Origin of the sequence: Calothrix sp. CCY 0018, assembly GCF_963920925.1 — a bacterium.
In the GTDB taxonomy this organism is placed as follows: Bacteria; Cyanobacteriota; Cyanobacteriia; order Cyanobacteriales; family Nostocaceae; genus Rivularia.
Window position 1 is genome coordinate 49,590 of sequence record NZ_CAWUDI010000029.1, and the last position, 13,138, is coordinate 62,727.

Genomic DNA, 13,138 nt, shown 5'->3' on the forward strand with positions numbered 1-13,138 from the left:
TTAGAAGTTAGTTGTTGCTTGTTAGTTGTTAGTTGTTAGTTGTTAGCTTAGAATTTTGCTTAATACAATATATATTTTTGTGGGATGGGCAGAGAAGGCCCGTTCTCACAACAAAAATGGTAAATAATTAGCTACTAACTACTAACAACTAACCACTTTTATAAATATTCATCCTCATAATAGTCTTTCATCATCTTAGGATCGGGAGCAAAAGCTAACCATAATGGAAATTGCAACAAGCCTACATTAATTTGTTCTTCCGAATCGTCAATAATAATCAACGGTTGTAAGCCAGCTTTTACCAGACGTTCTGCTTTCTGAGCGACAGCGGAAGATGTTTCAAATAGTGCCAAGCCTCTATCGGGGCCAAAATCCGGACGACCGATTCCCAAACAATCTTGTAAGCCACGTCGCCATTCTCCCAAGCGTTCCGGGGAATTCGCTAAAACTAAAGTACGAACTTTATTGCCATATAAAGAATGCAATACAGATATAATTGCTGAGGCAGTAAGTGTATTTTGTAACCTACTACCCATTGTTCTTAAAGCACCTCTTCCTCCCTGTTTGAAAAACCAAGTAGAAACTCGTTCGGCATGAACTGGTTCAAAGGTACGGCGTAATTGCCACGGTGGGCCGTAGTAATCTGGTTTGGTACGATATTGATCTACTAGCTGACGAATTTTTTTCGTCGTATCTTGAAACTGTCCCCGGCTAAAGTCCGAAGTATCCCGCCCTTCATACTCGTCTTCATATTCGTCATCAAAATCATCATCTGGCTCAGCTTCTCGAACAGCCAGCTTTTGAGGTTCGAGTTTTGTCGGTGGCACTAGTTCTAACTGTTCGGCAGCAGCAGCTAAATCCACTAAGCTACCAGTTAGATAATCTTTAAAACCTTGGACTCGAATTGCTAATTCTTGAGAAGCACCCGCAAAAGTAGTTCGCATTTCATTACGAATGCGCTCTTGACGGCGTTCGAGTTGTTCAATAGAAATTGATAAAGTTTGTTTGCGTTGTTCTAATTCCGAAAGCGCTTCTTGGGTCATTTTAGAAAGCGCTTTTTGAGTATTACCGACTTCAGACTGAAGAGTTTTGTAAGACGCTTGTAAATCGGATATTTCTTGTTTTAACGATTCTTCAGTACGTTGTAATTGCGCTACTCTTTGAGCCGCGAGGTTGTATTCCGGAGAATTATCAATTGATTCCGAGTTTGTTTGCGAATCTTCTGGGGTATTATTTTCGCTGGAATTCGCCATATTAAAAGTGACTGAAGTTAATGAATTTTCTTCTGTAGAACCTAGCTGTAATTGTTCTTCGTTATTATAATTGTCGTCTTGGCTCATAATAAATCCAAGTCCCTAAAAAAAATAAGGCGATTTAATCAGCGCCATGTTTACAAGTTTCAATATAAGAACTAAGTATAAAGGGTTAGTTCTACATTTTACCAGCCCTCTGGAACTAGTAATTACTGCGTATTGGGGAGAGGGGGAGATGGGGGGATGGGGAGATGGGGGGATGGGGAGATGGGGAGACAAGGGGACAAGGAGAGAAAATAATTCCTAACTTTGAACTCCTAACTACTAACTACTAACTCCTAACTCCTAATTCCTAACTCCTCACTGATAACTGATAACTGTTCACTGATAACTGCTCATTGTTAATCAATCCTTGGGCAACGTTCTTCCAAACAAGCCTGAAGTGTTTTAGGTTCAAACAAAATTGGTAAAAAGTGAATGCTTTTGATTTCTTTGAAGTAAAACAAAATTGGAACTACATTCCAGAAGATACGCCAATTCTGCCATTCGCTGTAAGGGAAACGACGGAGTAGGCGATCGCCCTTAACAAGATCCAAATCGGTAGCAGTAAATTGTAAACGTAAGGTTACTGCTTGGTACATGAGAAATAAACCAAGTAGCCCAATTACTCCTCCAGCTACGGGTTGTCCTATTAGCAGCAAAATAATCGACCCAACAATCAAAACTACAGGTATGTTGTAGCTAGGCTTGAGTTCTACAGTAGATGTTGAATTTGATGTAAGTGAAGTAGTCATTATCTAAAATATCTGAAATCTTTTGTCAAAAAACACTGTTCTTATTCTAGAAGTTAGCCGTAAACAGCGAACAGTTAACAGTTAACAACAACCAGTGATACATTCATTACTTCTAACTTCTAACTTCTAACTCCCAACTCCTAACTCTTAACTCTTAAATTAAATACCTTGTAACAAAGCACCTCCAGTACCTTGAAACATTACCCAAGAAAGAAAGAAGTTGGCAATAAATATAATTAATAAGGCCGTAACAACTGCTGTGGTAGTCGATTGACCTACACCTTTTGCTCCTCCTGTTGTGGTTAAACCCCAGTTACAGCCAATTACGGCTACTAAAAGTCCGAAACAAACAGCTTTGATCATGGCGCTCAAAATATCCCAAACTCCTAGAAAATTACGAGCTGAGTCTAGAAACTGGGTATCTGATAGATTGTACAAATTTTTGGCAATTAATAATCCTCCTGTCATACCTGTTACCAAAGATAGTAAAGTCAAAATCGGCAACATTATGCAGCAAGCAAGCACGCGAGGAATAACTAGATAGTCTACGGGGTCAGTTTTTAACATCAACAAAGCATCGATTTGCTCTGTGACTCGCATAGTGCCAATCTCAGCAGCGAATGCCGAACCAACTCGTCCCGCTAGAACGACTGCTGTAAGTACGGGAGAAAGTTCTCGTGTCAGCGCTACCGCTAATACTCCTCCTACAGCGTTTCCCGCGCCAAAATTAATAAACTCTCGTGCAACCTGAATTGTAAATACCGCACCAACAAATACAGCTGTAACTAAAGCGATAAATAGTGAGTCAGGCCCCACAGCAGCCATTTGTTCTAAAGTATTGCGGCGATGAATTTTACCTTTAAATAAATGAATTATCACTTGTCCAATCAAGAACACGGCCGCCAGCAATCGCAGGCTCCATGCTCCCAAACTGGATTTAGATGTTGCTTGGCTCACAATTTTTAATTAATTTTGCAATTGCCGTCATAATAGCGAAAGATATCAACAAAAGGTGAAAAACTGTCATTAGGTAGCACTTAGCAGTTGTTCATTCCTAACTCCTAACTTCTAAAATAGCCATTACATTAACTTAAGTAAAACATTATTCTCATAAATCAAGGTTGTTATTAACTGTATGCATCGATATCAAAAAAATTGTCGTGTGAGCTTAAGCCTTGATATATGGTAAATTTGATGAATTTAATGCCATATGTAATAGAAAACATAGACTAAAAACTATATGAACATATTTTAATTAAAACTTAAGATTCTTTAAATGCGGTTTGATATAGGATAATTGCGCTTATTGTAGAAGGTGACAGATATCGACTGTTGTTAATCATCATCATGGAATAATCCCTATGACCATGTTTACAAGCTTTCTTCGCTCTTTGCTTCTGACGATTATTTTTAGTTTTGTGGCTCCAATGATATTTATTGGGGTAGCATTATTGGTTTTGTCCCTTTTAAGTTTGCTCCCCGGTTTACAAATGCTGGGTCAAATAATCGCAACTCAAATCTCTCATTTCTTAGCTACTTTTGGTAGCGGTACGCCTTTACAAGGGTTATTTGTAATTTGTTTAACTTGTAGCTTTGTAGGAGCGCTTTTTGATACTTACGTGTACTACAGGTGTCAAATATTACGGTTAGATTCTTAATCAGTAAGTTTTATTCCGTGCAAGACAATGTTTTATTTTACACTTTTAAATTGTAGTATTGAAACGGAAGACTATAATATTTTTTGATTGCAGATGATTATAAAATTAACAGCAAAGGTTTTATCATTAGGCAGAATTGTTTAGCAGAAAACTTTTAAAAAAAATTACAATACATTAAAAACAAAGAAAAATCTATAAAAATTAGCCTGTGGTTTTGCATCTGCTTAAATTTTTAACAGCAGATGCTTTACGCATTTATGAATTAAAGTTAATGTTTTAAATCAAATCTCAAATATCGCAAGGTTCTGTTTACTGCTCATGGTTTGGCCTTTTAAGTCAAAGTTTCGCAAGCAAATTGCCAAGATAGAAATTACTGGCGCGATCGCAGGTAGTACTCGCAAACGGGTTTTGGAAGCACTCAAAACTGTAGAGGAGAAAAAATTTCCTGCTTTACTATTACGGATTGATAGCCCTGGTGGTACGGTAGGAGACTCGCAAGAAATCTACAGTGCCCTCAAGCGTTTGCGTGAAAAAATGAAGATTGTTGCCAGTTTCGGCAATATTTCGGCTTCCGGCGGTGTATACATCGGTATGGGGGCAGAACACATTATGGCTAATCCCGGAACGATTACGGGTAGTATCGGTGTGATCTTGCGCGGAAACAATTTACAACGCTTATTAGATAAAATTGGTGTTTCCTTTAAGGTAATAAAATCAGGTCCTTACAAAGATATTTTATCTTTCGATAGAGAACTAACTGATAGTGAAGAAACTATTTTGCAAGAATTGATCGATACAAGTTATCAGCAGTTTGTGCAAACGGTAGCAGAGGGACGTAATTTAACACCAGAAACAGTAAGAACCTTTGCTGACGGTAGAATTTTTACTGGAGAGCAAGCTGTGGAATTAGGGGTTGTAGATAGATTAGGAACTGAGGAAGATGCTCGTCGTTGGGCAGCAGAATTGGTAAATCTCGATCCAGAAAAAACTGAAGTTTATACCTTAGAAGAACCAAAGCCTTGGTACAGCAAGATTTTGCCAGGAAACAAAGTTAAAAATGGACTGACATCTAAAATTGATTGGTTGGAATTTGAGTTGTCTACCTCTGGTTTACCTTTGTGGCTTTATCGCCCTTGACTTTTTTGTCATAGACTAAGCAGTTGATCGAAAGAAAAGTAAAACATGGTCATTTGTTATTAGTTATTATTGACACTCCCCATGTCTAAAGACAAGGGGATTCTAGTTTCACTGTCGGCACTTGCCTCGGCAGGTCTTACAACCAACTGAGGTAGAGGTTCCAACTCCACTAGCGTTACTTCCCGGATGCCCTCCGGTAGCCTTAGCCCTGCTAAGGATTACTTTGGCAGCATTAATATCACGCTGTTCGGTGTGTCCGCAATGAGAACAAGAATGTGTCCGAGTACTAAGACTTTTTTGAGTCTTAACTCCGCAATTACTGCATTCTTGAGATGTGTAGTGTGGTGGAACTGCGACTACTTCACGACCAAACTTGCCGCCAAAATATTCGAGCCACTGGCGGAAAAGATACCAAGATGCATCACTAATACTAGACGCTAGTTTGTGGTTTTTTACCAAGCCGCTTACATTTAAGTCTTCCAAGACGACCATAGCGTTAGCTAGGCACAAGTTACGCGCAAGTCTAAGGGCGTGTTCATTCCTTTGTCTTGTTACTCTCAAATGCTTACGGGCATAAACACCACGCGCTTTTCTTCTACCAGCCGACCCTTTTTTCTTTTTATAAATTTTACGCTGAGAACGTTTTATATCTTTTTCTGCTTTGCGTAAAAACCTTGGATTCTCTTGATGATTACCGTTACTATCTGAATAAAAATGCTCTAAGCCAACGTCGATGCCGACTACATTTTTTGTATCAGGCAACGGTTGAGTACTATCAATCTTGACACAAAACTGAACGTAAAAACCATCGGCACGTTTAACAATCCGCACCCTTTTTATCAGCTTTTCATCAATAGTGTTGATATCCCACTTACCTAAAAGTTTTAACTCACCAATACCTTTTTTATCGGTAAAAGTGATGCGCCTCTTGGTTGGGTGTAACTTCCATCCAGATTGCTTATATTCAACCGAACGACTATGTTTTTTAAAACGAGGATACCCTTTTTTACCAGGTTTAGCCTTCTTATAATTAATGTCGCTACCGCGACACGCTGCGCTAACAAAAAACCGATTGATAGCACGTTCTACATTTTCCACAGAAGCTTGACAAGCATGGCTATTCAAGTCTTTTACAAACTTGAATTCGTCTCTAACTCTCGTGTTGTAACGATAAAGCTCTTTTTTACCAACGCCCCGATTATCCATCCAATAACGCAACACTTTATTGCGGACAAACTGTGATGTCCGTATCGCTTCGGTTATCGCTGTATCTGTCGTTTTATTGGTTACTGCTTTATATTCCATTACAAGCACTCCTACATCACCTCCTTGTGTTTGTTAGATTATATTTAGTATACACGGCATAGCTAGTAATGACAACCAAAAAAGGACAAAAAAGATTAAAAAATATACCGATTTTGCATGACGAAGTAAAATCAAAAAGAACTGTAGTACTAACTCCTACCGCATGGGAGAATATAAAATGTGAAGCTAAAAGACGCGGTATTAGTGCTAGCGAATTAATAGAAGAATTTGGACGGACAATAAATTGTCCTACGGACTTACCCCATACTTAGAAAGTAGGGGCTTGCGTCCTAGGATTTTCGGTCAACACTCAGTTGTCCTTTACTCAAAGTTGATGAATAATGACTAATGACCGAAAATCATAGGGCTTACCCCCCGGATCTGTCTGTGGGGATAAGCCTGTAGGGATTAAAATCCCCGTGTTTTTATGATATTATGTGTTTGATACCATTCATATCAGTATCAAACGTGTTTGTTTACGAATTTAAGGTTAAACCGAAACTAGAACAAATATCAGCCATAGAAGAGGCAATAAGGACATATCAATTTGTCCGCAATAAGGTGCTTCGTTACTGGATGGATAATCGTGGTGTCGGTAAAACCGAAATGTTTCGATACAACACATTGTTGAGGAAAGAATTTAAGTTTGTAGAAGATTTAAACTCTCATGCCTGTCAAACTGCTGTTGAAAGAGTATTAAAAGCTGTTAATCGCTTTTATGCTAACTGCAATAATCAAATTGAAGGCAAAAAGGAGTATCCCAGGTTTAAAAGAAATACTCGTTCGCTTGAGTACAAAGTTTCAGGTTGGAAACTATCAGAGGATAGAAAGTACATCACTTTCACCGATAAAAAAGAAATAGGTACTTTTAAACTTATAGGTTCTAGGGACTTAAACTTTTATCAATTAAATCAAGTTAAACGAGTCAGAATTTTACGTCGTGCTGATGGTTATTATGTGCAATTTTCGGTACAGTTAGACCCCAGAGATACCGTAAAGCCTTTAACACCCAGCCAAAAAGCTGTGGGAATTGATGTTGGAATTAAATATTTTTTGGCTGATAGTCAAGGAAACATTGAACACAACCCACAATTTCATCGGGAGGGAGAAAAAAAGTTAAACTTTTTAAATCGAAATAAATCTAAAAAATATAGTAAAGGTAAACCACAGTCCCAAAATTATCACAAAGCTAGAATTCGATATGCTCGAAAACATTTAAAAGTAAGTAGGCAGCGAGAAGAGTTTGTCAAAAGAGTGGCACTCCGCTTAATCCAATCTAACGATTTGGTGGCTTATGAAGATTTAAATGTTAAAGGTATGGTAAAAAATTCACATCTAGCTAAGTCGATATACGATGCAGGATGGTCATTATTTCGTCGCTGGTTGGATTATTTTGGCTACAAATATGGAAAGTTAACAATTGCTGTTGCTCCTCATAACACAAGCCAAAATTGTTCTAATTGCGGTGAAAAAGTGCAAAAATCTCTATCTACTAGAACCCATATTTGTAAGCATTGCGGGTATACAGAAGATAGAGATATTAATGCAGCGATTAATATCTTGCAAAGAGGACTAAGTACGGTGGGGCACACCGAATCTATTAAAGCTTGGGGAGACAGAACCGCTGGCTGGGTTGGAGAAATCCTGCTCAGTTAAGTTTTGTCAGTGAACCAAGAATCCCCTGCATTCTATGCATGGCGACTGTCAATAATGACTGATGTTTTAACTAGGAGGATTTTGACGTGGAATGGCGAATGCAGGCAATTCGTGGAGCTACAACTGTTTCAGAAAATACGGTTGAAGCGATACAGGAAGCTGTAATGGAAATGTTAGACGAAATTGAAAAACGTAATAACTTGCATCCAACCGATATGATTAGCGTTACTTTTTCGGTAACATCCGATTTAGATGCTATTTTCCCCGCAGCTGTAGCTCGCTATCGTGCTGATTGGAATAATGTTCCGATGATAGATGTACAACAAATGTATGTTCGGGGCAGCTTAGAAAAGTGCATTCGCATTTTAATTCATACATACATCAAATCTTCTACCACCATCAGCCATATTTATTTACGCAATGCATCTAAACTTCGTCCTGACTGGAATTTACCCCAGCCGTTACAAGCATGACAGTCAACAATAGAACGAAGGTGTAGAATGTACCCAGTTCTATGTAAAAATACTTAAAATACTATGAAGTTTGACGGTTGTGACGCGACTCAACCAGCAGCTATTGGTGGAAGAGTCTTCACTGACAGAGGAACCGGAGTTCGGATAAAGTCAGAAGATTTTATGACAATTGTTTCTAAAAGTGAAGAACCGCTGGTGGTTGAAACAGCGGAGGGATTTTTCACCAAAATCTATAAATATGCAACTGCCTATAAAGGTTTTGTGTTTTTCACAGAATCTTTAAACAGATTGCAATTTAATGCTCATACCGAAATTATACAGGCTCAAAGTATATCTAGCGACATTTGAAGTTGGAAGTTAAGAGTTAGAAGTTAGAAGTTAGGAGTTAGGAGTTAGGAGTTAGGAGTTAGGAGTTAGGAGTTTATTTCTCCTTGTCCCCTTGTCCCCTTGTCTCCCCATCTCCCCATCTCCCCTTTCTATTCTCGTTTCGAGTGAAAACGAATTCCTAAAACTAGGTCATACATAAATTCTAGAAAGTCTTTTTTCCTAAGCAAACCTAATGATTGATGGCATTCTTTTTCATCTAAAAGCGGTTTCATTAAACGGTATGTAGGTTGATAATTATACCAAGCTACTGAAGGCCATAGATGATGAATTAGATGATAATTTTGACCCAAAATTAAGACGTTGAGAATCGGGCTTGCGTAAACCCGAGCATTTTTCCACCGGCTGCGTTCCACAAAGGGACGATGCGGCAAATAATCGAAAAACAAACCTAGTGCCAAACCAACGATACCTGACGGTACAAACCAAAAATTGAGAATGTAGCCCAAAAAGTTAAATTGCACTGAAACAATAACAATAGCTATGACTATAAGGCGACTTATAAACCATTCGAGAAGTTCATTCTTGCGCCATAAACGGCGTTTAAAGAAAAATATCTCATGGTAGAAAAAGCGAACTGCAATTAACCATAGCGGACCACCTGTCGAAACATAATGGTCTGGGTCATTTTCTGGATCATTAACGTTTCCATGATGCTGTAAATGCACTCGCGTAAATACTGGAAATGCGAAAACAAGCATCAAGGCACTACCATGTCCCATCAAAGCGTTAATTGTCCGATTGCGATGAGCAGACTGGTGGCAAGCATCATGAATTACCGTTCCTGACATATGCAAGGCAATAACGTTCATGCAGAAGCATATCCATTGCGGCCATTGCCAAACCCAATAACCTAGTACAGATAGAATTACAATCCCAATAGCTGCTAAAAACAGCCACAGAGTGGGATTGAAACCACCGGGTGGGGACAAAAGTTCCTTGGGGGGGAGTGTCAGTGGCGATTTTGCCTCCGACATCAGCATTGTTAACTCCTTGTTTACCAAATATTTGCGAGTATACGACACAGACTGAGGGATAATAAAGTTTTGTGAATCAACATTTATTTATATTTTTGCATTGATCGCGCAACAGTCAACAGTTAACAGTTATCAGTGACCAGTTATCAGTTACTAGTTGCTAGCAATTAATCATAAAAAGGCGAAACGGTGTAGGTATTATGAGAGAATTTTATAGCTTAGGAATTTATTTTCTGATTTATTGCGTTTCTAGCCACAGACAAAAGTTTCAGTTTCATCTACGATTATTCCCTAGCTAGAAGCGCTATACAGCAGCCCCCTATGGAACTAAGAGATTCAGTACGCCGGACAAAAATTGTTGCCACGATTGGACCTGCTACCAGCAGCCCTGAAGTCCTTAAGGCTCTCATTGAAGCAGGTGCAACAACGCTGCGCCTCAATTTTTCACATGGAAGTCATGCCGACCATCAGCGTAGTATTCGGTTGATTAGGCAAACAGCATTTGAATTAAATAAACCAGTGGCGATTCTGCAAGATTTGCAGGGTCCCAAAATTCGTTTGGGTAAATTTGAAAATGGATCGATAGTGGTAGCCAAGGGCGATCGCTTCACTTTGACTAACCGTCCAGTTGTTGGTACTCAAGATATTAGCTGCATTACCTACGAACATTTGGCAGAGGAAGTTCCTGTTGGCGCGAATATTCTTCTTGATGATGGAAAAGTGGAAATGCAGGTTGTGGAGGTAGACAAAGAAAAGGGCGATTTGCATTGTAGCGTTACCGTCGAAGGTAAGCTTTCTAACAACAAGGGTGTTAATTTCCCCGGCGTTTATTTGTCTATCAAGGCATTAACCGATAAAGACCGCGAGGATTTAGTCTTTGGTTTAGATCAAGGTGTAGATTGGGTCGCACTTTCCTTCGTCCGCAATCCACAAGATGTCATGGAAATTAAAGAATTAATTTCTAGCGCGGGAAAACAAGTACCAGTAATAGCAAAAATTGAAAAACACGAAGCTATTGAACAAATGGAAGCTGTTCTGGCTTTGTGTGACGGTGTAATGGTAGCAAGAGGCGATTTAGGTGTAGAACTTCCAGCAGAAGATGTCCCCGTGCTGCAAAAGCGTTTAATCGCCACTGCAAACCGTTTGGGTATTCCGATTATTACCGCTACCCAAATGCTAGATAGTATGGTTAGCAATCCTCGTCCAACAAGGGCGGAAGTATCGGATGTAGCCAATGCAATCTTGGATGGTACGGATGCGGTAATGCTTTCTAACGAAACGGCCGTAGGTAAATACCCGGTAGAAGCAGTAGCTACAATGGCCCGAATTGCCGAACGGATTGAAAAAGAAGATTTCCCAAGTAAAAATACTAATCAATTACCAGACCCAAGACGTTCGATTCCTAATGCTATTTCTCAAGCAGTAGGTCAAATTTCCCAACAGCTTGAGGCCGCTGCAATTATGACACTTACTCAAACTGGTGCTACTGCCCGTAACGTGTCTAAATTCCGTCCTCGCACTCCAATTTTGGCAATAACACCCCATGTAAACGTAGCCAGACAGCTGCAATTGGTATGGGGAGTCAAACCATTATTAGTTTTAGAGCTACCTTCGACTGGTCAAACCTTTCAAGCAGCTATCAACGTCGCTCAAGAGAAAAATTTATTAAACGAAGGCGATTTAGTTGTCATGAGTGCGGGTACTCTTCAAGGAATTTCCGGTTCTACCGATTTAATTAAAGTTGAAGTGGTAACTGCTGTACTCGGACAAGGTATAGGATTGGGACAAGGTTCTGTCAGTGGTCGCGCACGGGTAGCTCATAGCGGTATAGACCTAAATAATTTTAATCCAGGAGAGATTTTAGTTGCCCCAAGTACAAATGCGGATTTTGTCGAAGCAATTCGCAAATCTAGCGGCATTATCACCGAGGAAGAAAGTCTTACTTCTCATGCTGCCGTAATCGGATTGCGTCTTGGGGTACCTGTAATTGTTGGAGTTAAAAATGCAACTCAAATGATTAGAGATGGAGCTATTCTGACTATGGATATACAGCGGGGTACAGTTTACTCCGGTGCGGTAGGAACTTCTTCAACATAGCTCACGGAGTTAGGAGTTAGGAGTTAGGAGTTAAGAGTTAGGAATTTTACAACTAACAACTAACAACTAACAACTAACAACTAACAACTAACAACTAAAGATATTTTTTTAATACTTCGGTAGTAGCTTCTCCTGTTTTCTCCCAACTGTACTCACTGGCTTGCTGAAGACCATTAGAAGAAAGTTGCGATCGCATTAATTCGTCTGTAGCAATTATTTGCATGGCTTGGGTAATTTTACTTTGATCGTAAGGATTAACAAGAATTGCCGCATCACCAGCAACTTCGGCTAAAGATGAGAGATTGGAGGTAATTACGGGAGTACCGCAAGCCATTGCTTCAAGCACTGGAAAACCAAAACCTTCCCAGAGACTAGGAAAAACTAAAGCAATGGCTTGATTTATGATTTTTGGCAATTCTTGATAATTTACGTAATCTAGGAATTTAACTTGATGTTGAATTCCTAATTCCTCAATTTGAGAGTGTAATTTAGGAGTATGACGTTTGTCAGAAGAACCTGCAAACCATAGTTGATAATCTTCATAATTGCTAATTTGCTGTTTTAACTGCGCGAAAGCGGTTATAACTCTGGATAAATTTTTGTGTAAATCGTGTCTACCTATGTAAAGAAAGTAGGGACGACTTTTATGATTATTTTTTAGATCGTTGAGTAAGCGGAAATTATTTGCATCGTAAGCTAAAGGAATCGGCGTAATCTTACTAGCTTTAATATCATAAAATTCACAAATATCTTTAGCGGTAGCTTGAGAATTACAAATGATGTGTTCCGCTTGTGAAAGTACTTGAGGAATATAGTAACGGTGATAGTAAGTTAAAGGCGATAATCGTTCGGGAAAGCGTAGAGGTATTACGTCATGTACGGTGACGATGTAACGACAGTTGGAGTACAGAGGTGCTTCCGGTTGAGGAGAAAATAGAAGCTTCGCTTTGAGCTTGCGATAGACTTGCGGTAATTTGAATTGCGTCCATACAAGCCTATTAAAATGCCCTTTAGTACCTCTCTCGGGTGTGAGATTATCGGGAATTGGGCAGCAATTAAAGTTCGGGTAGCTGCCACTTGTTAATAATGTCGGTTGAAGTTGTTTTAGATAAGGAAATAGATTAGTCGCATAGTTACTTATACCTGTAGGCTTAGAAAAAACAACTGATAAATTAATTAATAATTGGTTCATTTATAAGGGATTAGGGAATGGGGAGTAGAAAGTAGCAGTGAGGATTTCTACAGGTGCAAACGGCTTCTCTTTGATAAGTAATTATTACCTAAATGTTATCTAGCTATATTTATTTGTGCCTATTTACTTAATTCACATCTTGCCCCATTGTTGTCAAGTCCAAATTCCCGCCTTGAAATTTATTCCAAGAGGTTGTTAATAATAATGCAAGA

General features: G+C 39.1%; 13 protein-coding genes. 7 read left to right on the forward strand and 6 right to left on the reverse strand.

Annotation, left to right across the window (positions count from 1 at the left end):
• Positions 1 to 158: 158 nt before the first annotated feature.
• The 3 genes from ACM03V_RS20750 to ACM03V_RS20760 all read right to left on the reverse strand — a co-directional run bounded on the left by ACM03V_RS20750 (position 159) and on the right by ACM03V_RS20760 (position 3,004).
• Positions 159 to 1,340, reverse strand: a complete 1,182-nt coding sequence (locus tag ACM03V_RS20750; protein ID WP_414622691.1) for a DUF3086 domain-containing protein — start codon at positions 1,338 to 1,340, stop codon at positions 159 to 161.
• A 314-nt stretch (positions 1,341 to 1,654) separates the two neighbouring features.
• Positions 1,655 to 2,047 (reverse strand): DUF3119 family protein, encoded by a 393-nt coding sequence (locus tag ACM03V_RS20755; RefSeq protein WP_414622692.1) that lies wholly within the window; start codon positions 2,045 to 2,047, stop codon positions 1,655 to 1,657.
• Positions 2,048 to 2,206: 159 nt separating this feature from the next.
• Positions 2,207 to 3,004, reverse strand: coding sequence for an MlaE family lipid ABC transporter permease subunit (locus ACM03V_RS20760; protein WP_414622693.1), 798 nt, complete (start codon positions 3,002 to 3,004; stop codon positions 2,207 to 2,209).
• Positions 3,005 to 3,408: 404 nt separating this feature from the next.
• Between ACM03V_RS20760 and ACM03V_RS20765 the strand changes: the two genes are divergently transcribed.
• Both ACM03V_RS20765 and sppA read left to right on the forward strand, forming a co-directional pair.
• A complete protein-coding gene (locus ACM03V_RS20765; RefSeq protein WP_414622694.1) occupies positions 3,409 to 3,705 on the forward strand; it encodes a hypothetical protein in 297 nt (98 codons plus the stop codon).
• A 318-nt stretch (positions 3,706 to 4,023) separates the two neighbouring features.
• A complete protein-coding gene (gene sppA / locus ACM03V_RS20770) occupies positions 4,024 to 4,842 on the forward strand; it encodes a signal peptide peptidase SppA (protein ID WP_414622695.1) in 819 nt (272 codons plus the stop codon).
• Positions 4,843 to 4,950: 108 nt separating this feature from the next.
• On the opposite strand, the gene ACM03V_RS20775 is transcribed toward sppA, so the two are convergent.
• Positions 4,951 to 6,147 (reverse strand): RNA-guided endonuclease InsQ/TnpB family protein, encoded by a 1,197-nt coding sequence (locus ACM03V_RS20775; RefSeq protein WP_414622696.1) that lies wholly within the window; start codon positions 6,145 to 6,147, stop codon positions 4,951 to 4,953.
• Positions 6,148 to 6,215: 68 nt separating this feature from the next.
• Here ACM03V_RS20775 and ACM03V_RS20780 point away from each other — a divergent pair, with 68 nt between their 5' ends.
• The 4 genes from ACM03V_RS20780 (at position 6,216) to ACM03V_RS20795 (ending at position 8,624) form a co-directional block, all read left to right on the forward strand.
• Positions 6,216 to 6,419 carry a hypothetical protein gene (locus ACM03V_RS20780; protein ID WP_414622697.1) on the forward strand — a complete coding sequence of 68 codons (204 nt, stop codon included), beginning with the start codon at positions 6,216 to 6,218 and terminating at the stop codon, positions 6,417 to 6,419.
• A 196-nt stretch (positions 6,420 to 6,615) separates the two neighbouring features.
• Positions 6,616 to 7,803: an RNA-guided endonuclease InsQ/TnpB family protein gene (locus tag ACM03V_RS20785; RefSeq protein ID WP_414622698.1), complete on the forward strand. Its 1,188-nt coding sequence runs from the start codon at positions 6,616 to 6,618 to the stop codon at positions 7,801 to 7,803.
• A 98-nt stretch (positions 7,804 to 7,901) separates the two neighbouring features.
• A complete protein-coding gene (gene aroH / locus ACM03V_RS20790) occupies positions 7,902 to 8,276 on the forward strand; it encodes a chorismate mutase (protein WP_414622699.1) in 375 nt (124 codons plus the stop codon).
• Between the two features lie 63 nt (positions 8,277 to 8,339).
• Positions 8,340 to 8,624, forward strand: coding sequence for a hypothetical protein (locus ACM03V_RS20795; RefSeq protein WP_414622700.1), 285 nt, complete (start codon positions 8,340 to 8,342; stop codon positions 8,622 to 8,624).
• A 128-nt stretch (positions 8,625 to 8,752) separates the two neighbouring features.
• On the opposite strand, the gene crtR is transcribed toward ACM03V_RS20795, so the two are convergent.
• A complete protein-coding gene (gene crtR, locus ACM03V_RS20800) occupies positions 8,753 to 9,643 on the reverse strand; it encodes a beta-carotene hydroxylase (protein ID WP_414622701.1) in 891 nt (296 codons plus the stop codon).
• A gap of 315 nt (positions 9,644 to 9,958) precedes the next feature.
• Between crtR and pyk the strand changes: the two genes are divergently transcribed.
• Positions 9,959 to 11,734, forward strand: a complete 1,776-nt coding sequence (gene pyk / locus ACM03V_RS20805; RefSeq protein ID WP_414622702.1) for a pyruvate kinase — start codon at positions 9,959 to 9,961, stop codon at positions 11,732 to 11,734.
• A gap of 94 nt (positions 11,735 to 11,828) precedes the next feature.
• On the opposite strand, the gene ACM03V_RS20810 is transcribed toward pyk, so the two are convergent.
• Positions 11,829 to 12,926 (reverse strand): glycosyltransferase family 4 protein, encoded by a 1,098-nt coding sequence (locus tag ACM03V_RS20810; protein ID WP_414622703.1) that lies wholly within the window; start codon positions 12,924 to 12,926, stop codon positions 11,829 to 11,831.
• Between the last annotated feature and the right edge of the window lie 212 nt (positions 12,927 to 13,138).

What these genes read in the sequence shown, in the direction of transcription:
- ACM03V_RS20750 (WP_414622691.1), bottom strand. Translation starts at nt 1,340, where the DNA reads ATGAGCCAAGACGACAATTATAATAACGAAGAACAATTACAGCTAGGT.
- ACM03V_RS20755 (WP_414622692.1), bottom strand. Translation starts at nt 2,047, where the DNA reads ATGACTACTTCACTTACATCAAATTCAACATCTACTGTAGAACTCAAG.
- ACM03V_RS20765 (WP_414622694.1), top strand. Translation starts at nt 3,409, where the DNA reads ATGACCATGTTTACAAGCTTTCTTCGCTCTTTGCTTCTGACGATTATT.
- sppA (WP_414622695.1), top strand. Translation starts at nt 4,024, where the DNA reads ATGGTTTGGCCTTTTAAGTCAAAGTTTCGCAAGCAAATTGCCAAGATA.
- ACM03V_RS20775 (WP_414622696.1), bottom strand. Translation starts at nt 6,147, where the DNA reads ATGGAATATAAAGCAGTAACCAATAAAACGACAGATACAGCGATAACC.
- ACM03V_RS20780 (WP_414622697.1), top strand. Translation starts at nt 6,216, where the DNA reads ATGACAACCAAAAAAGGACAAAAAAGATTAAAAAATATACCGATTTTG.
- aroH (WP_414622699.1), top strand. Translation starts at nt 7,902, where the DNA reads ATGCAGGCAATTCGTGGAGCTACAACTGTTTCAGAAAATACGGTTGAA.
- ACM03V_RS20795 (WP_414622700.1), top strand. Translation starts at nt 8,340, where the DNA reads ATGAAGTTTGACGGTTGTGACGCGACTCAACCAGCAGCTATTGGTGGA.
- crtR (WP_414622701.1), bottom strand. Translation starts at nt 9,643, where the DNA reads ATGCTGATGTCGGAGGCAAAATCGCCACTGACACTCCCCCCCAAGGAA.
- pyk (WP_414622702.1), top strand. Translation starts at nt 9,959, where the DNA reads ATGGAACTAAGAGATTCAGTACGCCGGACAAAAATTGTTGCCACGATT.
- ACM03V_RS20810 (WP_414622703.1), bottom strand. Translation starts at nt 12,926, where the DNA reads ATGAACCAATTATTAATTAATTTATCAGTTGTTTTTTCTAAGCCTACA.